The 18,773-nt window shown below is 74.2% G+C and carries 19 protein-coding genes and 1 pseudogene; 9 read left to right on the forward strand and 11 right to left on the reverse strand.

What is annotated here, in order from left to right; translation table 11 throughout:
* Window positions 1-18: 18 nt before the first annotated feature.
* Window positions 19-561 carry an SDR family NAD(P)-dependent oxidoreductase gene (locus tag IQ279_RS22280; RefSeq protein ID WP_206350835.1) on the reverse strand — a complete coding sequence of 181 codons (543 nt, stop codon included), beginning with the start codon at window positions 559-561 and terminating at the stop codon, window positions 19-21.
* On the reverse strand, window positions 558-1,979 hold the full coding sequence (locus IQ279_RS22285) for a flavin-containing monooxygenase (RefSeq protein ID WP_206350836.1): 1,422 nt from the start codon (window positions 1,977-1,979) through the stop codon (window positions 558-560). The genes IQ279_RS22280 and IQ279_RS22285 overlap by 4 nt, the downstream gene beginning before the upstream one ends.
* Window positions 1,980-2,212: 233 nt before the next feature.
* On the opposite strand from IQ279_RS22285, the gene IQ279_RS22290 reads away from it, so the two are divergent.
* The gene (locus IQ279_RS22290; RefSeq protein ID WP_206350837.1) at window positions 2,213-3,361 is read left to right on the forward strand and encodes a helix-turn-helix domain-containing protein; all 1,149 of its coding nucleotides are present in this window, start codon (window positions 2,213-2,215) and stop codon (window positions 3,359-3,361) included.
* Between the two features lie 168 nt (window positions 3,362-3,529).
* On the opposite strand, the gene IQ279_RS22295 is transcribed toward IQ279_RS22290, so the two are convergent.
* A complete protein-coding gene (locus IQ279_RS22295; protein ID WP_206350838.1) occupies window positions 3,530-3,790 on the reverse strand; it encodes a hypothetical protein in 261 nt (86 codons plus the stop codon).
* A 459-nt stretch (window positions 3,791-4,249) separates the two neighbouring features.
* On the opposite strand from IQ279_RS22295, the gene IQ279_RS22300 reads away from it, so the two are divergent.
* Entirely contained in the window at window positions 4,250-4,939 is a 690-nt protein-coding gene (locus IQ279_RS22300; RefSeq protein ID WP_206350839.1) for a hypothetical protein, read from the forward strand.
* Window positions 4,940-5,299: 360 nt separating this feature from the next.
* Here IQ279_RS22300 and IQ279_RS22305 read toward each other — a convergent pair whose 3' ends face one another.
* Complete coding sequence (locus IQ279_RS22305; protein ID WP_206350840.1) at window positions 5,300-6,193, reverse strand: NADP-dependent oxidoreductase; 894 nt, start codon at window positions 6,191-6,193, stop codon at window positions 5,300-5,302.
* A 70-nt stretch (window positions 6,194-6,263) separates the two neighbouring features.
* Here IQ279_RS22305 and IQ279_RS22310 point away from each other — a divergent pair, with 70 nt between their 5' ends.
* Together IQ279_RS22310 and IQ279_RS22315 are read left to right on the forward strand one after the other, a co-directional pair.
* Complete coding sequence (locus tag IQ279_RS22310) at window positions 6,264-6,851, forward strand: TetR/AcrR family transcriptional regulator (RefSeq protein WP_206350842.1); 588 nt, start codon at window positions 6,264-6,266, stop codon at window positions 6,849-6,851.
* A 626-nt stretch (window positions 6,852-7,477) separates the two neighbouring features.
* Entirely contained in the window at window positions 7,478-8,407 is a 930-nt protein-coding gene (locus IQ279_RS22315) for an NAD-dependent protein deacetylase (RefSeq protein WP_206350844.1), read from the forward strand.
* Between the two features lie 45 nt (window positions 8,408-8,452).
* On the opposite strand, the pseudogene IQ279_RS22320 reads toward IQ279_RS22315, so the two are convergent.
* The 3 genes and pseudogenes from IQ279_RS22320 to IQ279_RS22330 form a co-directional block, all read right to left on the reverse strand.
* Window positions 8,453-8,563 (reverse strand): annotated as a pseudogene (locus IQ279_RS22320) (SAM-dependent methyltransferase); the annotation flags it as partial.
* 131 nt (window positions 8,564-8,694) lie between these two features.
* Window positions 8,695-9,492, reverse strand: a complete 798-nt coding sequence (locus IQ279_RS22325; protein WP_206350846.1) for a VOC family protein — start codon at window positions 9,490-9,492, stop codon at window positions 8,695-8,697.
* Between the two features lie 199 nt (window positions 9,493-9,691).
* Window positions 9,692-10,336, reverse strand: a complete 645-nt coding sequence (locus IQ279_RS22330; RefSeq protein WP_206350848.1) for a dihydrofolate reductase family protein — start codon at window positions 10,334-10,336, stop codon at window positions 9,692-9,694.
* A 272-nt stretch (window positions 10,337-10,608) separates the two neighbouring features.
* Here IQ279_RS22330 and IQ279_RS22335 point away from each other — a divergent pair, with 272 nt between their 5' ends.
* Window positions 10,609-11,139, forward strand: coding sequence for a pyridoxamine 5'-phosphate oxidase family protein (locus tag IQ279_RS22335; RefSeq protein ID WP_206350850.1), 531 nt, complete (start codon window positions 10,609-10,611; stop codon window positions 11,137-11,139).
* Window positions 11,140-11,239: 100 nt separating this feature from the next.
* Here IQ279_RS22335 and IQ279_RS22340 read toward each other — a convergent pair whose 3' ends face one another.
* From IQ279_RS22340 to IQ279_RS28700, 3 genes are all read right to left on the reverse strand, one after another.
* Complete coding sequence (locus IQ279_RS22340) at window positions 11,240-12,451, reverse strand: NAD(P)/FAD-dependent oxidoreductase (protein ID WP_206350851.1); 1,212 nt, start codon at window positions 12,449-12,451, stop codon at window positions 11,240-11,242.
* A gap of 151 nt (window positions 12,452-12,602) precedes the next feature.
* Window positions 12,603-13,547 carry an RNA polymerase sigma-70 factor gene (locus IQ279_RS22345; RefSeq protein ID WP_206350853.1) on the reverse strand — a complete coding sequence of 315 codons (945 nt, stop codon included), beginning with the start codon at window positions 13,545-13,547 and terminating at the stop codon, window positions 12,603-12,605.
* A gap of 59 nt (window positions 13,548-13,606) precedes the next feature.
* The gene (locus tag IQ279_RS28700) at window positions 13,607-13,930 is read right to left on the reverse strand and encodes an LAETG motif-containing sortase-dependent surface protein (protein ID WP_206350855.1); all 324 of its coding nucleotides are present in this window, start codon (window positions 13,928-13,930) and stop codon (window positions 13,607-13,609) included.
* On the opposite strand from IQ279_RS28700, the gene IQ279_RS22355 reads away from it, so the two are divergent.
* From IQ279_RS22355 to IQ279_RS22365, 3 genes are read left to right on the forward strand one after another with little or no spacing between them, the layout of a single operon-like run.
* Window positions 13,821-14,720, forward strand: a complete 900-nt coding sequence (locus IQ279_RS22355) for a dihydrodipicolinate synthase family protein (protein WP_206350857.1) — start codon at window positions 13,821-13,823, stop codon at window positions 14,718-14,720. The genes IQ279_RS28700 and IQ279_RS22355 overlap by 110 nt on opposite strands.
* A complete protein-coding gene (locus tag IQ279_RS22360) occupies window positions 14,717-15,673 on the forward strand; it encodes an ROK family protein (RefSeq protein ID WP_206350859.1) in 957 nt (318 codons plus the stop codon). The genes IQ279_RS22355 and IQ279_RS22360 overlap by 4 nt, the downstream gene beginning before the upstream one ends.
* The gene (locus IQ279_RS22365; protein ID WP_206350861.1) at window positions 15,670-16,380 is read left to right on the forward strand and encodes an N-acetylmannosamine-6-phosphate 2-epimerase; all 711 of its coding nucleotides are present in this window, start codon (window positions 15,670-15,672) and stop codon (window positions 16,378-16,380) included. Before IQ279_RS22360 ends, IQ279_RS22365 begins: the two co-directional genes overlap by 4 nt.
* A gap of 156 nt (window positions 16,381-16,536) precedes the next feature.
* On the opposite strand, the gene nagB is transcribed toward IQ279_RS22365, so the two are convergent.
* The gene (nagB, locus tag IQ279_RS22370) at window positions 16,537-17,322 is read right to left on the reverse strand and encodes a glucosamine-6-phosphate deaminase (protein WP_206350863.1); all 786 of its coding nucleotides are present in this window, start codon (window positions 17,320-17,322) and stop codon (window positions 16,537-16,539) included.
* Window positions 17,323-17,615: 293 nt separating this feature from the next.
* On the opposite strand from nagB, the gene IQ279_RS22375 reads away from it, so the two are divergent.
* On the forward strand, window positions 17,616-18,746 hold the full coding sequence (locus tag IQ279_RS22375; protein ID WP_241028554.1) for a protein kinase family protein: 1,131 nt from the start codon (window positions 17,616-17,618) through the stop codon (window positions 18,744-18,746).
* Window positions 18,747-18,773 lie beyond the last annotated feature (27 nt).

Here is an 18,773-nt window from a genome sequence, read left to right on the forward strand (position 1 = left end):
GGACTGCGGGGACGGCGGTCACGGCCGGCCCCCGTGGCGCCGGACGACACCGGCTGCCGGCTCCGCGCCGTCGAAGGCGCCGGACCGGACGCGGCCGGCCAGGGTGCGGGCGACGATCCGGTCGGTCAGCCACGGCAGATGGCGGGCCAGGAGGATCTCCACCGCTCCCCGCCGGGTGGTGGCCAGGTCGCGGCGGACCTCGGGGCCGGGCGGGAGTTCGGCGGGAGCGGGCCCGCCGATTCCCGCGTTGTTGATCAGCAGGTCCAGGCCGCCGAGCCGGGCAAGGGCGCCGGCCACCGCGTCGGACACGGCGTCGTCGTCGGTGATGTCGCAGGTCAGGACCTCGACCGGGTCGTCCGGCCCGGGGGCGAGATCCAGGCCGACGACGTGTGCGCCGAGCTCCGTGAGCCGGGCGGAGAGCGCCCGGCCGAAGGTGCCGGAGGCGCCCGTGACGAGAACGCGCAGGCCGCGCGCGTCGCGTCGGCCGCCGCCCAGCAGGGCGGCGAGAGCGGCTCCGGGAGAGGTGCGGGCAGTCGCGGCGGCGTGGGGGCCGGTGTTCATACGGTGCTCTCCTCGGTGTTCTCCGCACGGGGGGCGGTGGCGGCCCGGCGGCCGGCGGCGCGGCGTGCGCGGGCGCGTCCGGCCCTCGTCTCCCGGGAAAGGTCGGCGAGGTAGCGGTCGAAGTCGATCCGCATCCGCGGCCTGCGGTCGCTCCCCCAGCGGGCGGTGGCGTCGCGCAGATCGAGGTCGGTGGAGCGCCGCTGCTCCGCCGCCGGGGGGAGGGCGTAGGCGCCGGACAGGCGGGCGGCCGCGAGTTTGGCCTGCGCCTCGACGACGGGGAGGGCGGCGCCGGTCGACTGCATCAGCCCGACGAAGGCGAGATCGGGGTCGTCCAGGTGGAACACCCTTTTGTACAGGGGCAACTGCTCGGGTGCCCCGCCCGTCCAGCGGGCGGAGAGGAAGGGGACGGTGACGCGGTATCCGGTGGCCCAGACGATGACGTCGACCGGGTCGGAACGGCCGTCGGTGAAGACGACCCGGTCTCCTTCGAAGCGGTCGATGCCGGGCCGTGCGGCCACCTCTCCGTGGGTGAGGCGGTGCAGGATGGTGTCGCTGACGGTGGGGTGGTTCTGGAAGAGGCCGCCGGCGGGGGCGGGGAGCCCGTAGCGCTGCGGGGGGCCCACGGCCAGCCCGAGGAGGGCCTCGGCGATCCGCTGGCGGATCCGCCAGGGCAGGACGGACAGGGCGCCGCCGGTCGCGTCGGCCGGACGGCCGAACAGGTACTTGGGGACGATGTGCACCCCGCGGCGGGCCGAGAGGAGCACCGGGCCGCGGGCGGTGTACGAGGCGTCGACGGCGATGTCCATGGCGGAGTTGCCCATGCCGACGACGAGCACCCGGCGGTCCCGGAAGATCTCGGCGGTGCGGTACTCGTGCGCGTGGATGCGGGTGCCCGAGAAGCTGCCGGGGTAGCCCGGTTCGGGCAGCCGGGGGTCCCAGTTGTGGCCGTTGGCGACCACGACCGCGTCGTAGCGGGCGGTGTCGCCGGTGTCGGTGGTGACGCGCCAGGCGTGTCCGGTGTCCGGCGCGTACCCGGGTCGCCGATGCCCCGGAGCGGCTCCCGTACCGTCCTCGCGCTCGACGCGGGCGACCGTGGTGTCGTAGCGGATGTGCGGGACGAGACCGAAGGTCTGCGCGTAGTTGGCGAGGTAGCCGGCCACGAGATCGGCCGACGGGTAGTCCGGCCACGAGGCCGGCATGGGGAAGTCCGCGAACTGGGTGCGGCCCTTGCTGGTGTTGAGGTGGAGCGAGGCGTAGGCCGGCGACAGACCGCTGCTGTTGTCGCGGGCCCACAGCCCTCCGGGCCGGTCGCCCTTCTCGTAGGTGACGGTGTCGAGGCCGGCGTCGAGGAGTGCCTTGGTGGCGGCGAGGCCGGCCGCTCCGGCGCCGATCACGGCGACACGGCGGGGAGGGGGCATGGTGGCGTCTCCTGGGGCGGTACGGGAGGGCGGCGGGGCGATCACCGGTCGCCGCGCGCGGACGGGGCGCCGGAGGAACCGGAGGCGTGCCCCGGGGGCCGCTGGGGCGTTGGCGGCGGTCGGCCTGTGGTGGGACCCAACCGTAGGTGCGGCCCACCGGCCGGGACATGGCGCGCGTCACCCGTTTCGGCCCCCGCGTTGTTCCCTGTCACAAGGGCGGGCAGGATGACGGGATGCACGCGCACGACGACTGGCCCCCGGTGGTCGATCTCATCGAGCGGGTCGTCGGCGAGGACGACCTGCTGCCCTCCGTCGTGGCCGCCGTCCGCACGATGGTGCAGGAGATCGCGGCCCTGCCCGCCTCCGACATCGCCGGGCACACCCGTGCGCTGCTGGCCGCGGCCACCCGGGCGCTGGCGGCCCGGCGGGGGCCGACGGAGGCGGAACTGTCGTTCGTGGAGGAACTGGCGGTGACGCGCGCCCGCCAGGGGGTGTCCATCGAGGCCGTGCTCGCGGCCGTGCACGTGGCCGAGCGGGCGATCTGGTCCCGCGCCCGGGAGCTGGCGGGACCGGCGGGGGTGGCGCCCGAGCGGCTGCTGGACGCACGGGAGCTGTACGACGACTGGGCCGAGGCCGTACGGGTCCGGCTGATCACCGCCCATCGCGCCACCGGGGCCGGTCAGGGGCCGCCGAGCGGTGAGCGGGACGCGGCGCTGCTGCGGCGGCTGTTCGCCGGCGGTTCGGCGGCGGCGCTGGCGGCCGCCGAGGCGGGTCTGCCGGCGGCGGGCGGACTGTGGGTGCTGGTCGCCCGGCCGGAGGACGCCCAGGTCGCGGCCGTCCCGGACCGCGCCCCCCGTGACCCGGGTGCCCGGTCGCTGTCCGCGCTGGTGGACGGCCTGCTGGTCGCCGTGCACGCCCGGCGGCCCCCGGACCGCACCGCCCGCACCGTGGTCCGGCCGGGAGCGGCGGCCGGGCTCGCCGGCCCCGGCGACCCGGAAGGGCTGGCCCTCGTACGGCGTCTCGCGGTGGACGCCCTCACGGCGGCCGAGTCGGCGGGGCGGTCCGGTGTGGTGCACGTCGCCGAGGTGGCGGCGCTGGCCGCGGTGGTGGACCGGGCCGATCTGGCGGCGGTGCTCCTGGACCGCCACGGGGCGGCGCTGGCCGGGCTGGGCGCGAACGCCGAGCCGGTCGCCCTCGCCGTCCGCGCCTGGCTGGAGGCCGACCGGGATGTGCCGGCGGCGGCCGGGCGGCTGTTCGTCCATCCCAACACGGTGCGCAACCGGATCCAGCGTTTCCACGGCGTCACCGGGATCGACCCCGCCGGGACCTTCGGGGCCGTAGACGCCTGGTGGCTGTGCCGGGCCTGGCTCGACCGGTCCTGACGGCCGCCGGCCCGCCGGACCACCCGGGCCGGGCCGGCAACGGCGCCGTCCGGTTCGCTCCGGGCGGCGCCCCTGCCCGGCGGGCCCGCTGCACGTGGCCGATGGCGGCGGTGAGGGTGATGCGGCCGAGGGGAGGAAGCCTTCAGGGGGGCGGTGCGTCGTGGGCCTTCAGGGGTCGTCGCCGGACCGGTCTTCGGGGGGCCGCTCGTCGAGGACTCGGAAGAGGGCCGAGGCGACGAGGGCGACGACGCGGTCGTCGTCGTGGGCCAGTCGGCGCAGGACCTCCCGCGCGGTGGTGCCCGTGAGTTCGACCAGTGCCTGGGTGATGCGGATCCGGGTCGCGGAGTCAGCGGTGGGCGCGGCGAGTTCACCGGCCAGGGCGGCCGTGATCCGGTCCGCGCACCACCGCGTCCGGATCCCCGAGGGCATCCGTGAGCACCTCGATGGCGCCCGGAGTCTTGGGTGTCTCGGCGATCGCCGGCACCGCACGCCGCCGGATGACGGCGTCCTCCGCGTGCGCGCCGGCGGTCGGGGCCGCCTGGAGCCGGACCGACGAGTCCTCGGCGCTCAGGGCATCGGCCACACAGGTGTCCTGCGGGGTCGTGTCGATCGGGACCACCTCCTGGGCCCCAAGTGGAAACCTTGTCACCGTGTCAAGGTCAAGCATGTGACCGGCGAATCGGGAGACCCCCAGGTCAGGGGCGTCCTCCTGAGCGTACCGAGGTGGTGACCGTCCCGGTCGGGAGGCCGGGTGCACGGGCGCCCGGGACATGTTGGACGGACCGGTACCGCACCGGACCTGGCAGACCTCGGCGGCCTGCTGCCCCGACCCGCTCCGGGGCAGCAGACGTGAGAGGCCCCACGAGAAACCGAGTCCAAAGGACTCGCATGCGTGACGGAATCGCCTGGATAGGCGCACACAGCACCACGGCCAGTTCAGCCGCCCTGCCTGGCATGCTCGGCGGCATCTCGCTGCCCCTCGCCCGGGGTGTCGAGGCGGACGGGTTCCTCATCAACCCGGGCGCCGACCTCGACCAGATCGCCGACCGCACCCTCGGCAAGGACCTCGCCGTGCCGGCGGGGCGACGGGACGACCGGTCGCCTCACATCAATCGCGCGATGTACGGGACGTGCGGTGACTGGGTGTACGTGCTGGAGGACTGGGGCATGGCGACGTGGGCCACCGGCTACCGAACGGTGGAGTCGATGCGGCCCGCACCAGGCGAGGAGATCCTCTGCGTGACGCTGGACCCGTGGAACCCGCCGCGGAAGATCATTCATGCGCCGGGGGACGGGCGTGCCCGTGAGGCCGGATTCGGGGAGGACACCGGGGAGGGATCGTCCCTGGACGCGGCACTCCACGCAGCCGGCGCGGTGTTCCCGTCCATAGCGGAGGTGGGCGAAGCCGCCGTGGCGGCCTACTACGAGGAGCACGGGCCCCGGCTGCCCGCGGCGGTGTTCACCGCCGTCGGCGACTACTGCGGCCTGTCCATCGACCAGGAAACCGTTCAGGCCGGCGACCTTCCCGCGGTCATGATCGGATGGCGGATCTCCTCGCCGTCACCGCGGTGGGCGTGAAGGGGCGTCGGCCAGCCGTACGAGGGTGGCGAAGTCGGGGTCGCCCCGAGCCCTCCCCGGCCCGACCAGGGCGCCCCACGGCGTTCGCTCGGCCGGGCGGTGGTGTGGCCGGCGAACACCGAGGGTGGCCGGAGCAGGTCGGCGCGCGGTCGGCGGGCTGATGACGACGGAGCACGGCCACCGGTAGGCCCCTGGTCGGCCGGGCGCCCCGAGCGCAGCGGTCATCGCGCGAACCGCATGCCGCGAGCGCCGGCTCGGAGACCCGCGGCCGTCCTCTGCCGGTGGGCTCCGCGACGGGACGCCCGCTCACACGTGCCGGGGAACCCGTTCCGCCGGGCCGTGTGTCCGCGCGGGAGCGGCTCAGACGACCATGACCCGGCGCCCGCGCGTGTGACCGGCCCGGCTGTCGATGTGCGCCGCCGCGGCCTCGGCGAGTGTGTACGACTTCTCGACCGGGATGTGGAGCCTCCCCCGCGAGATGAGGCCGACGGTCTCGGCGAGCGCTTCGGGCATGCTCCCGGCCACGCCGGAGAACCGGGCACCGAACTCCGGGGCGGCGAGATCGGCGATGGAGACCACTTTCCGCGGGTCCCCGGTCAGCTCGACGAGTTCGCGGATCACGCCCGATCCGGCCAGATCGAGCGCCGCGTCGACACGGCCGAGCGACCGCACCCGCTCGACCCAGCCCTCACCGTACGTCGTGGCGAGGGCGCCCAGGCTGCGCAGGTAGTCCTGGTTGGCGGCCCCGGCCGTGCCGATCACCGTGACGCCGCGCTCACGGGCGATCTGCAGCACCGCCGATCCGACTCCCCCTGACGCGCCGCTGACCAGCAGCGTCTGCCCGGGCTCCACACCGGCCTCGCCGATGATGCGCAGCGCGGTCTCCATCACGGAGGGGTATCCGGCCGCCTCTTCGAACGTCAGGCCCTCGGGTATCCGGGCCCAGGCAGACAGCACGGCGAACTCGGCATAGGTGCTCGCGCCTTCGCCGAACACGCGGTCGCCGGCCTCGATGCCTTCGACGCCCTCGCCGATCTCGTCCACCACCCCGGAGGCGTCCTGCCCGACCCCGGCGGGCAGCTCGATCGGACGGATCTTCTGGAGCTGTCCTTCCCGGATCCTCCAGTCCACGGGGTTCACTCCCGCCGCCCGCACGGCGATTCGTATCTGGCCGGGGCCCGCGTGGGGCTCCTCGGCGTCCGTGAGTTGCAGAACGTCCGGACCGCCGAACTCGGCGAAGCTCACCTTCTTCATACGATCGACCATAACACTAACCGTTAGTTTTAAAAAACTGTTCTACTTTCACACCTGGTAGTGTCAAGCCATGACCGCGCCACCCGGACGCCGTGAACGCAAGAAGGCCGCGACCCGCCGGAAGATCGCCGACACCGCCCTGCGGCTCTTCCTGGACCGCGGATACGACGCGGTGGGCATTCGTGACGTGGCCGCCGAGGCCGACGTGGCCGTCACCACAGTCTTCTCCCACTTCGCCTCGAAAGAGGCCCTGGTGTTCGAGCAGGACGAGGACTTCGAGCAACGTCTCGTTCAGGCGGTCACCGGCCGGGCGCCGCACGAGCCGCTCATCCCCGCACTGTGCCGCGAGATCCAGGCCCTGGTGCGCCACTGCGCGGCGGACAGCGCCGCCCCGGTCTGGCGCATGGTCGACGAAACGCCTGCGCTGCGGAAGTACGAGGAGTCGATGATGCTGCGCCACGCGGAGTCGCTGGCGACGGCCATCGCCGACGATCCCGGCCTGCCGCAGACCACGACCGCCTGCCGGACGATCGCGAGGTTCGCGGTCGACGCCTATTCACTGGCCCGTGAGGCGGCCGACCCGGAGGCCGCGGTGGACGAGATCTTCCGGATGATCGAGGCGGCCTGGGAGGCCGCCCGCCCCGCGCGGGACACGTAACCGTTCCTCCGGGCAGACCAGGGTCAGGTCGGGAACGAGGAGCTCCGGCCCGCGCGTCGGGACGGTCCCGGCACGCTCGACCGTGGACCGGGGCCCCGGTGGCGAAGGGATCGCTCTTCTCGTCGCCGACCAGGAGCGTGAACTCGCCGGTGGACAAGGCATCGCCGAAGCCGACCGTGTGGGTCGGAGGGAGCCACCGGCACCGCCAGGTTCGCCGTGGTGCTGGTGCGCGCCCGGAAGCGCGGCGTGCAGGAGCCACCGCCCGCCGGGGCCTGGCGCCCGGTCCCGGCGGGCGGCCCACCACGTCACCGTCCTCCGGCTACGCCCCCGTCTCAGCAGGCAGCCGCTCGCCGACTCCGTCGGGGTCGTGGACTACTGGACCGAGGACCGCGAGAACTCGGTCATCGCGGTGGCTGTGGCCCCTGAGTCATGAGAAGAAGGCCCGCGGGCGGCCAAAGGCGTGCACCCGCCACCGGCCCGCGGACAAGCCGCCCCTCTCGCTGAGCAACCGGTGTGGGCATTGGCACGGGGGGATTCTCCCCCGGGTACCACAGATGACGTTCGGCCGATTCGCCGGCGGCACCCGTGGGAGCGACCGGGCGCGGCCCGTTCCGTACCCTGGCGGCATGCGCGTACGCCCCACCTTGAGCTGGACACCCACCGGGGAGCTGCCGCCGGGCACCACGGACCTGGCACCGGTCGCCGATGCGCTGAGCGCCGGCGGCGTACTGGTGCTCAGCGGGGCGGGCATCTCCACGGAGTCGGGGATCCCCGACTACCGGGGCGTGGACGGAAGCCTGAACAGGCACACCCCGATGACCTACCAGGACTTCACCGCCAGTGCCCGGGCCCGGCGCCGGTACTGGGCGCGCAGCCATCTCGGCTGGCGCACCTTCGGCCGCGCCCGCCCCAACGCCGGACACCGGGCCGTGGCCGCCCTGGGGCGGCACGGGCTGCTCTCGGGTGTGATCACCCAGAACGTCGACGGTCTGCACCAGTCCGCCGGCAGTGAGGGCGTCGTGGAGCTCCACGGAAGCCTGGCCCGGGTCGTCTGCCTGTCCTGCGGCGCCCTCAGCCCGCGCCGCGAACTCGCCCGGCGGCTGGAGGAGGCCAACGCCGGCTTCCAGCCGGTGGCCGCGGGGATCAACCCCGACGGCGACGCCGACCTCACCGACGAGCAGGTCGGGGACTTCTCCGTGGTGCCCTGCGCGCTCTGCGGCGGCGTACTCAAACCGGATGTGGTGTTCTTCGGCGAGACCGTTCCGCCGCCGCGGGTCGAGCACTGCCGCGGGCTGGTCCGCAAGGCGTCCTCGCTGCTGGTTCTGGGCTCCTCGCTGACGGTGATGTCCGGGCTCCGGTTCGTCCGCCAGGCGGCCAAGGAAGGGAAGCCGGTGCTGATCGTCAACCGGGATCCGACCCGGGGCGACCGGCACGCCCTCACCCGGGTCGCGCTCCCGCTGGGAGCGGCCCTCGCCACCGTGGCCGGCCGGCTGGGCGTCCCCGTCGATGGACAGGTGCCGGCCGCGGATGAGACTGCGACGGGCTGCGGGCGGTGACCGAACGGCTGCCGTCGAAGGGGGCGCGAGGGGCGGGGGCCTGCCTCAGACCGGCTTGCGCCACACGGGGACGTGTTTCGTGGAGTCCTGGGTGAACGGCGTCCCGTCCCAGCCCGCGACGCGCTGTTCCAGCTCGAGTCCGGCGATCCGTGCCATCGGTCTCCTCGGCGTCGTAGCGTTCGGCGTTCGCACGGTTCCACAGCTCACTGCTCGTCACAGGTGACCACTCTGCCGGGCGCAAAGGGGCACAGTCGACGCGTTCACCCTCCGCCGGGCCCTGTACGGGCTCAGCCCGGGTTCGGGGCGAGCACCACGAAGTCCGCGTTAGACGGATCGAGGCAGACGGCCATCCGGCCGACGCCCTCCGCGTCCTCCGGTCCCATCTGCACGCTCCCGCCGTTCCCGGTGACCGCGGCGACCGCGGCGTCGCAGTCGGTGACCTGGAAGACCGGATGCCAGTAGGGCCGGCCGTCCGCCAGGGCGAGGTCCTCGGTACGCAGTCCCATGACGCCGCCGTGCGCACGTTCCCGGGGAAGCCCGGCGGCCATGATGACGGAGTACGTGCCCGCACCGCCCGGCAGCTTCGTGTCGCTGAACCGCCAGCCGAGGACGTCCCCGTAGAACTCCTTCGCCGCCGCGGTGTCGCTGGTGTACAGCTCCGTCCACATCAGTGAGCCCGGCCGGCCCATCAGCTCGACACCGGCGCTCTTGCCCGGTTGCCAGACTGCGAACTGGCCGCCCAGCTGATCGCTGTACTGCGCCATCCGGCCCCACTCCCCCAGGTCCGTCGGCGCCACGCGCACGGTGCCGCCCGCCCGCTCGACGGCCCGGGTCGTGGCGTCCGCGTCGGCGACGCGGTAGTAGACCATCCACGCCGGGCGCGCGCCCTCCTCGGTCAGCCTGCCGAGCCCGGCCACGGTCCTGCCGTCCTTCCGGAGCATTCCGCCCTCGGGGTCCTCCCCCTCCCCCATGGGCTCGTACTCCCAGCCGAACACCGCGCCGTAGAAGGCCGCGGCGGCCCGGACGTCGGGGGCGCCCAGATCGAGCATGCAGGGGGACCCGGGGACGAAGTCGGTGGTGGTCACGGCGTTTCCCTTCCACGAGTCCTGTATGACCTCAGCGTGACACCCGGCACTGACACTCGCCCGCCGGCCCGGTCGTTCGGGTGCCGGTGACGGCGGCACCGTGGCGGTCTGCCGAACACCGCGGCTGCTGTGTGTCCGTCACGGGGTGCACCGGGGTGTCGACCGCTCCGGGGCGGTCGACACCCCGCCCCGGAACCCGTCACTTCCGCCAGAACAGGTGGTGCGTCACCCCGCTCGGGCTGGGGACGACGTCCAGGTGGAACCGGTCGAGCAGTTCGTCGGGCGACTCCCACAGCCGCAGACCGGACCCGAACTTCACCGGCGAGACCGCCACGTGCATGGTGTCGACGAGGTCGGCGGCGAGGAACTGCCGGATGGTGGTGACCCCGCCGCCGAGCCGGACGTCTCCACCCTGCGCCGCCTCCCGCGCCTGTTCGAGGACCTCGGCCGGGGAGCCGTCGACGAAGTGGAACGTGGTGTCGGAGAGCGTGAACGAAGGCCGCCGGTGGTGGGTCATGACGAACACCGGGGTGTGGAACGGGGGCTCCTCGCCCCACCAGCCGCGCCACTGATGGTCCTGCCAGGGCCCGCGCTGGGGGCCGAACTTGTTGCGGCCCATGATCTCGGCACCGATGTTGTGGGCGTAGTCCCGCGTGAGGTAGTCGTCCAGGCCCCGGCTCCCTCCGGGGTCGGTGCGCCTGGGCCAGCTCGCCGTGGCGCCGGCCCAGGCGAACAGCCTCTCGGCGCCGGCGAGCCCGAACGGGCTGTCGAAGCTCTGGTCCTCCCCGGCGGCGACGCCGTCGCTGGAGACGTTGAAGTTCTGGACCCTCAGCAGCTGGGTCATGCGTTCCTCCCGTGTTGTCGGACGTTGGTGAGACTCTCCGGGCCGGAGAAACTCATCGCCGCCCCCGTCGGCTGCCGCGTCGGCGGTCCCGGAAGCGAGCGGCCGTCCCGGTTCCGGTGGAGGCGGGTGGCGAGTGACGAGTGCGGGTGGCGAGTGACGGCGCCGAGGAAACCTGACAGAAGATGTCGGGTTTCGGGTCGATCATGGCTTCGCCGGCCGGCGTCGACGGTGGACGCGGGCCCAAGAAGTCACACCGGCAGACAAGGACCCCCATGCGCGAAACACCGGAGGAGCTCGCAGAGCTCCAGAGCCTTCTCGACTCCTCGCTCTCCCACTCCACCCCGCACTTGCGCTCGATCATCAACGCAGAGCGCACCCTGACCGCGAAGCGGCTCACCCAGGTCCTCACCGGTATGTGCACCCTCTCCCTGGCCACCGTGACGGCGAGGAGCGAACCGCGCATCAGCGGCGCGGACGGCCACTTCCTGCACGGGAAGTGGCACTTCGGCACGGCACGCGGCGCCGCCAAGGCCCGCCACCTCGCCGCGCGGCCCGCCGTCAGCGCCGCGCACATGCGGGGCGAGGACCTGGGGGTGTTCACCCACGGCACGGTGGAGGTCCTCAACCCCCGCGGCGGCGAACCGGCCGCGGACTGGCCGGACCTGCTCTCGTACTTCAAGGACTTCTACGGCGAGGACGCCTTCGACTGGGACGAAGAGGTGGTCTACTACCGGATCCGTCCGCACTGGATGACCGTATACGCGCCCGACGACTCCAAGCTCGCCCCGGCGGTTCCGTCCTGACCGGGGGCACGGGCCGCACCCGGCCTTTCGGGGGGTGAGGTCCCGTACCGGGAGGCGGAGCGGGCGCCCCGTATCGCGGGAGCCCGCTCCACCGTCCCGGTCAGGCCGACGCCCGGGCGGACGGGCCCGTCCGGGCCGCCTCCCGTACGACACGGCGACGGCGGACCGGAAGGCCGAGGGTCGGGTTGGCGACGGCCCAGGCCGCGCCCTTGCAGATCAGTTCCTTGCCGACGGCGGCGAGCCGGCCGGTCAGAGCCGCTTCGATGGGCCGGTCGTCGGCGGTGACACGCTGGATCAGGCCTTCCCGGCGGCCCAGCGAGACGCACTGGTTGAAGTAGCGGACCGGAATCCTCGGGAGCTTCCCGCCGGTCAGGCGCGCGGCGACGGCGTCGGCGGCCTGCCACGCGGTGGGGGTGCCCGAGGCGCACGACATCCGCAGCGGCTTCTCCCCGGGGCCCGTCGCCATGGCGGCGTCACCGACGGCGTACACCTCGGGGTGCGAGACCGAGCGCATGGTCGCGTCGACCACGATCTGGCCCGTTCCGGTGGTCTCCAGGGTGGTGGCCCGTGCGACGGGGTGTACCGCGAAGCCGGTGGCCCACACGGTGACCGCGGCCGGGATGGCCCCGCCGCCGGCGGTGGTGACGCGGTCGGCCTCGACTCCTGTGACGGCCGTGTGCTCGTGCACGGTGATGCCGAGCCCGCCGAAGACCTTCCGCAGATGGCCGCGCCCCTTGTCCGAGAGGTGGTCGCCGAGGCCGCCGCGGACGGCGAGGGCGACCGCGAGGTCCGGGCGGGCCTCGGCGATCTCGGTCGCGGCCTCCAGACCGGTGAGGCCGCCGCCGACGACGACCACGGGCTGCCCGGCGGCCAGGCCGGCCAGGCGCTCGCGCAACCGGAGCGCTCCGGGCCGGCTCGCGACCTCGTGGGCGTGCTCGGCGGCGCCGGGGACGTCCTGGTCGTTCCAGCCGCTGCCGAGGGCGTACACCAGGGTGTCGTACTCCAGCTCCCGGACGTCCGTGCCGGTGCCGGCGCTGGTTCCGACGACGGTCACGGCCTTGCGGTCGGCGTCGACGCCGGTGACCTTGGCGGTCATCAGCTCGACGCCGGTGCCCGCGAACATCTCGTCGAGCGGCCGGTACCCGATGTCCTGGCCGGCCGCGAGCTGGTGCAACCGGACGCGTTCGACGAAGTCGGGGTCGGCGTTGACGAGGGTGATGGCGACGTCGTCACGGTGCAGCCGCCTGGCGAGGCGGCCGGCCGCGGCGGCTCCGGTGTATCCGGCTCCGAGGACGATGATGCGGTGCTTCATTTCCCTGGCTCCTGTCTGCGCGGTTCCGTCTCCTGCGCGGTTTCGCCCCCTGAACCGGGGAGCGAGCCGTTTCCTGACGGGAACGGGGAGTGAGACAGGTCACACCCGCACCGGAGGCCCCCGGCTCCGGCGCCGGGGCCCCGCCTCACGGTCAGAAGGCGTGGAACAGGGGCTCTCCGTGATCGGTGGCCGCCCACACCTCGGTCGCACGCCCGAGCTTGTCGGGGTTGGCCTGGCTGCGGATCGCGTTGATGCCCTCGGCGGTGACCTCCAGGCACACGACGCCGACGACCCGGCCGTCCACGACCGCCACGACGGCGGGTCCGCCGTTGGCGGTCGTGATGTGGAGTCCGGGAGAGCCGCCGACCAGGGCGCGCTTGGCCCGTGCGGGCTTGAACAGCCCCCGCATGAACTTCGCGACCGCGAGAGCGCCCTCGACCGGCCTGGGGCGGGCCGGGACCTTTCCGCCGCCGTCGCCGACCGAGACGGCGTCGGCGGTGAGCAGCCGCACCAGCGGCTCGGTCCTCCCGTCGGCGGCGGCCGCCAGGAACTCCTCGACGATCCGCCGGGCGGCGGCCTCGTCGACCTCGGTGCGGGCCCTGCCGTCCGCGATGTGCTTCCTGGCGCGGTGGAGGATCTGCTGGCTGGCCGCCTCGGTGACGCCGAGGATCCCGGCGATCTCCCGGTGCGGGTAGTCGAAGGCCTCCCGCAGCACGTACACGGCCCGCTCGTGGGGGGACAGCCGCTCCATGAGGGCGAGCACCGCGTACGAGACCGACTCCCGCTGCTCGGCGGTGTCGGCCGGGCCGAGCATCGGATCGCCCTCGAGCAGCGGCTCGGGGAGCCACTGGCCCACGTAGGTCTCGCGCCGCGCGCGGGCCGAGGTGAGCTGGTTGAGGCACAGGTTGGTGAGCACCCTCGTCAGCCAGGCCTCGGGGACCTCGATGCGCCCGACGTCGGCGGCCTGCCAGCGCAGAAAGGTCTCCTGCACGGCGTCCTCGGCCTCGCTCGCGGAACCGAGGAGACGGTAGGCGATGGCCTCCAGACGGGGCCTGGCGGCCTCGAAGCGGTTCACGTCCTTCACGGTCAGCGGCATGGCCCGGATCCTAGTGCCGGGCCGGGCCGGGCGGCCGCCCGGCGCGGCCCGCGGAGGCGTCAGGCGCGGTTGCGGCGGGCACGCAGGACGGCCGCGGCTCCGAGCGCGACGAGTGCGGCGCCGCCGGCGGCGAGCGGCAGCGTCGTGGAGTCGCCGCCGGTGTCGGCCAGGTTCTCCCCGTCCTGCGCGGCGGCCCCGGCGGCTCGGGTTCCGTCGCCGTCACCGTTCCCGCCGCCGGAGTCGGCGGGGGCGCCGGCGGGGGCGCCGCCGTCGGTGCCGTCCTCCGAGACCGGCTCGCCCTCTCCGGAGCGCTGCTGCGGGGCCGGGGTCGGGGTGCACGGCCTGTTCGCCCTCGGCTCCAGCAGCGAGGTCGCCTTCCTCACCGACCGGCAGCGGGCGGTGGCCCTGGAGACGGTCGTCGAGGCCGTCGCCGGACGCGTCCCCGTGCTCGCCGGTGTCATCGACATGACCACCCCCCGTGTCCTCGCCCACGCGGAGACCGCCCGCGCGGCCGGCGCCGACGCACTGGTGGCGACCGCCCCCTTCTACGCCCGGACCCACCCCGCCGAGATCGCCCGTCACTTCCGCGCCGTCCGCTCCCGTTCCGGTCTGCCCCTGTACGCCTACGACCTCCCGGTCTCCGTGCACAGCAAGCTCTCCGTGCCCCTGGTGCGCGAACTGGCCGAGGACGGCACACTCGCCGGCCTCAAGGACAGCAGCGGCGACGAGGGCTCCCTGCGCAGGCTCATCGTCGAACTCGGCGGGCGCCACGGCCGGGCCGAGGGCACGGCGCCCTCCTTCAGCATCCTCACCGGATCCGAACTGACCGTGGACGCCGCCGTGCTGGCCGGCGCCGACGGCGTCGTACCCGGCCTCGGCAACGTCGACCCCGCCGGATACGTGCGCCTCTACCAGGCCGCGCGGGACGGCGACCTCGATCGCTCCGTCGAGGAGCAGGAGCGGCTGGTGAAGCTGTTCGGCATGGTCGACGCGGGCCCCGAGGCGGAGATGGGCCGCAACTCCTCCGCCATCGGCGCGTTCAAACACGCGCTGCGGCTGCTCGGGGTGTTCGCCCACGGCACCACCGCCGCCCCGCAGATCCAGCTGAGCGACGCGTCGGTCGCCCTCGTCGAGCAGCGGCTGCGCGAGGCCGGGCTGCTCCCGGTCCGATGACGGCACCGCACCCCGGCGCCCCGGTGATCGGCCTCGACCTGGGCGGCACGAAGATCGCCGCCGCCCTCGTCGCGGGCGGCGGCGCCGTCCTGGCCCGGCACACCCTGCCCACCCCGGCGGCCCGGGGCCCCGAGGCGGTGCTGGACGCGCTGGCCGAGGCCTCCCGCGCCGTCCGCGCCCAGGAGGCCGCCGCGATCGGTGTCGCCGCGGCCGGAGTGATCGACCCCGCCTCCGGGACCGTCGTCAGCGCCACGGACACCCTGCGCGGCTGGGCAGGCACCGCCCTGGCCGACGGCCTCGCGGCCCGCACCGGGCTCCCCGTGGCCTGCGACAACGACGTACGTGCCGCCGCCGCCGCGGAACTCGCCGCCATGGACGGCGGCGGTGAGGGAACCACGCTGGTCTACGCGGCCGTCGGCACCGGCGTCGGCGGCGCCGTCGCGGCCTCGGGACGGCTGCTGCACGGCGCCGCCGGAACAGCCGGACACCTCGGCCATCTGCCGAGCCCCGAGGCGGACGGCCTGCCCTGCACCTGCGGAGCCACCGGCCACCTGGAGGCGATCGCCTCCGGACCGGGCATCACCGCCCACTACACACGGCTGAGCGGGAAGCCGGCCGATCGCCTGGAGACCGTGACGGGCCGCGCGGCCCGCCAGGACCCGCACGCGCTCTCGGCCATCGTCACGGGCGCCCGGGCGGCCGGCCGCGTCCTGGGCGGCCTCGCCAACGCGCTGGGGCCGCACCGCGTCGTCGTCGGCGGCGGAGTGCCCCGTATCGGGGCGCTGTACCGGGACGCCCTGTACGCGGCCTTCGCCGCCGAACTCATGCCCCCGCTGCGCACCTTGCGCCCGGTCCCGCCGGGCGCCGGGGACGACGCGGCGGTCCTCGGGGCCGCCGCGCTGACCCGCACGCTGCCCCTACACCCTCCCCGCACCTCTGGAGTCACGCCATGACCTCGCCCGAGACCGAGCCCGGTCCCCGGTCCCGGCCCCACGACCTGATCGCCTCCCTCGAGGGCCGCCTGATCGTGTCGTGCCAGGCGCCGCCCGGCGACCCGATGTGCCACACCGGCACCCTCGTGCGCATGGCCCGCGCGGCGCGGGCCGGCGGCGCCGCGGCCGTACGCGTCAACGGACCGGAGGTCGTCGCGGCCACCGTCGCGGCCGTCGACCTGCCGGTGATCGGCCTGTGGAAGGACGGCGACGCCGGTGTCTACATCACCCCGGGCGTGCGCCACGCGCTCGCCGTCGCCGAAGCGGGGGCCGCGATCGTCGCGGCCGACGCCACCGCCCGGCCGCGCCCCGACGGCAGCACCTTCGCCGAACTCGTCGCGGCCGTCCACGGTGCGGGCGCCCTGGTCATGGCCGATGTCTCGCCCCTGGACGAGGGGCGGGAAGCGGCCGCGCGGGGAGCCGACCTGGTGTCGACCACCCTGTCGGGCTACGTGGCGGGACCACCCCGGCAGACCGCGCCGGACCTGCGGCTCGTCGCCGAACTCGCCGCCGCGGTTCACACCCCGGTGGTCGCCGAAGGGCGTATCGCCACCCCGGAACAGGCCGCCGAGGCGCTCGCGGCGGGCGCGCTGAGCGTCGTCGTGGGCACCGCCATCACGGCGCCGACCGCGCTGACCAGGCGCTTCGCGGACGGGCTCGCGGACTGACCGGAAGTTCCGGGCGCGGACCTTCGGCGGTCCTTCACAGGCTCCGGCCGGACCCTCCCCTCCGGCCGGGGCCGCACGGCGTGCGGCTTCCGGGACGCGCCGCGCCCCCGGTGCGTCCGCGCGGACGCACCGGGGGCGCGGAACCGGTCACGGCCGTCAGAGTCCCTGCCAGTGCGGCTTGGCCTCGTAGGTGGCGCGGAAGTAGTCCGCGAGCTTCAGCCCGGACGCGGCCGCCTCGTCCACCACGACCGTGGCATGGGGATGCGTCTGCAGCGCGGAGGCCGGCACCATCGCGGACAGCGGCCCCTCGACGGTCTGGGCCACGGCCTCCGCCTTGTTCTCACCGGTGGCGAGCAGCACCAGATGACGGGCTTCCAGGATGGTGCCGATGCCCTGGGTGATGACGTGGTGCGGCACCTGGTCGATGTCACCGCCGAAGAAGCGGGCGTTGTCGGCCCGGGTCTGCCGGGTGAGCGTCTTGATACGGGTGCGGGAGGCCAGCGAGGAGCACGGCTCGTTGAAGCCTATGTGCCCGTCGGTGCCGATACCGAGCAGCTGGAGGTCCACACCGCCGGCCTCGGCCAGCTCCCTCTCGTACTTCTCGCAGGCCGCCGGGATGTCCCCCGCCGAGCCGTCGGGCCCCATGAAGGACGCCTCGTCCAGCCCGAGCGGCCCCACCACCTCGCGCAGTACCACCGAGCGGTAGGACTCGGGGTGCCCGGAGGGCAGGCCGACGTACTCGTCGAGCTGGCAGATCCGGGCGCGCGAGACGTCCACATCACCCGCGGCGGCCCTGGCGGCCAGCGCCCGGTAGACAGGCAGCGGTGTCGAGCCCGTGGCCACACCGAGCAGCGCGTCGGGCTTGCGCCGCAGGAGGCCGGCCATGGCCTCGGCGATGATCTCCCCGCCTGCGTCGGCGTCCGGAACGATGACAACTTCCACGCTGGGCCTGCCGATCCAAGAGTGAACACCAGTGGTATAGACCACCATAGCAGGGAGGTGACCCCGCACCGCACCCCGTAGCACCGCGGAACCGGGCGGTGGACGCACGGCATCACCGTCCGCGGCGGGCGGGCCACCGTCCCCGGCTGGACCGCCCTGGTCTCCGGCCGGACACGGCGGTCCGGAAGGGCGCGGACGCGGCCCGGCCACCATGCGTAGAGTGGCCGTCGCGAAATCGAGACCGGCGGCCGGCGCCGGGCGCCCGGACGGAGGCAGCGGTGGAGCACCCCGACATGTCACGCGGTGCGCGGTCGGCCGCCCACGGCGCCGTCTCCACGGCCCTGGCCCGGCTCGGGGACCGTGAACTGCGCCGACTGGTGGAGGCGGCCGTGCCGCTCGGTTCCGGCATCGGCGGAGAGTCGTCCCTGCTGGAGGTCTCCGGAATCCCGGTGTTCGTCAAGCGGGTGCCCCTCACCGACCTGGAGAGGGAACCCGCGCACATCCGCTCCACGGCGAACCTGTTCGACCTGCCCGTCTTCTGCCAGTACGGCATCGGTGCCATCGGCGGGCCGGGGTTCGGAGCCTGGCGGGAGCTCGCCGTGCACACCATGACGACCGGCTGGGTGCTCACCGGGGAGTACGAGGGCTTTCCCCTGATGTACCACTGGAGGGTGCTGCCGGGCTCGACGCCGCTGCCCGCGGAACTGGCCGACGTGGAACGGGCCGTGGCCTACTGGGGCGGCCGACCGCAGGTGCGCCGCCGGATCGAGGCCCTCCGGCGGTCCTCGGCGAGCGTCGTGGCGTTCCTGGAGTACATCCCGCGGAACCTGCACCAATGGCTGGGCGAGCGGGTGGCCGCCGGGGACGAGGCCGCGAACCGGGCCTGCGCCATGGTCGAGAGGGAACTGGCGGACGGCACCTCCTTCATGGCCGGTCGCGAGCTCGTCCACTTCGACGCGCACTTCGAGAACATCCTGACCGACGGCCGGCGTCTCTACTTCGCGGACTACGGCCTCGCACTCTCCTCCCGGTTCGAACTGTCGCGGGAGGAGGCCGACTTCTTCGAACTGCATCAGACCTACGACCGCTGCTACACCGCCACATATCTGGTGAACTGGCTGGTCACCGCTTTGCTCGGATACCGCATCGAGGACCGCGACGGCCGCCGGGCGCTGGTGCGCGCCTACGCCGGGGGCAGGCGCCCCACGGGAATCCCGGAGAAGGCCGCGGCGGCCATCGCCCGGCACGCGCCGGTCGCCGCCGTGATGTCGGATTTCAACCGCGAGTTCCGGTACGGCAGCAGGCAGACCCCGTACCCGCTGGAGGAGCTCCGGCGGGCCGGGCATCCCGTCCGCCGGACGACGGCACGCGCCGGGCGGCGGCCGGCGGTAATCGGGATGCGCCGGAGCCCGGCGGGGGTCTAGGGTCACGGGCGTGTTCTCCTTCCTTCA

It is taken from the genome of Streptomyces verrucosisporus (assembly GCF_017114865.1).
Taxonomy (GTDB): Bacteria; Actinomycetota; Actinomycetes; order Streptomycetales; family Streptomycetaceae; genus Streptomyces; species Streptomyces fenghuangensis.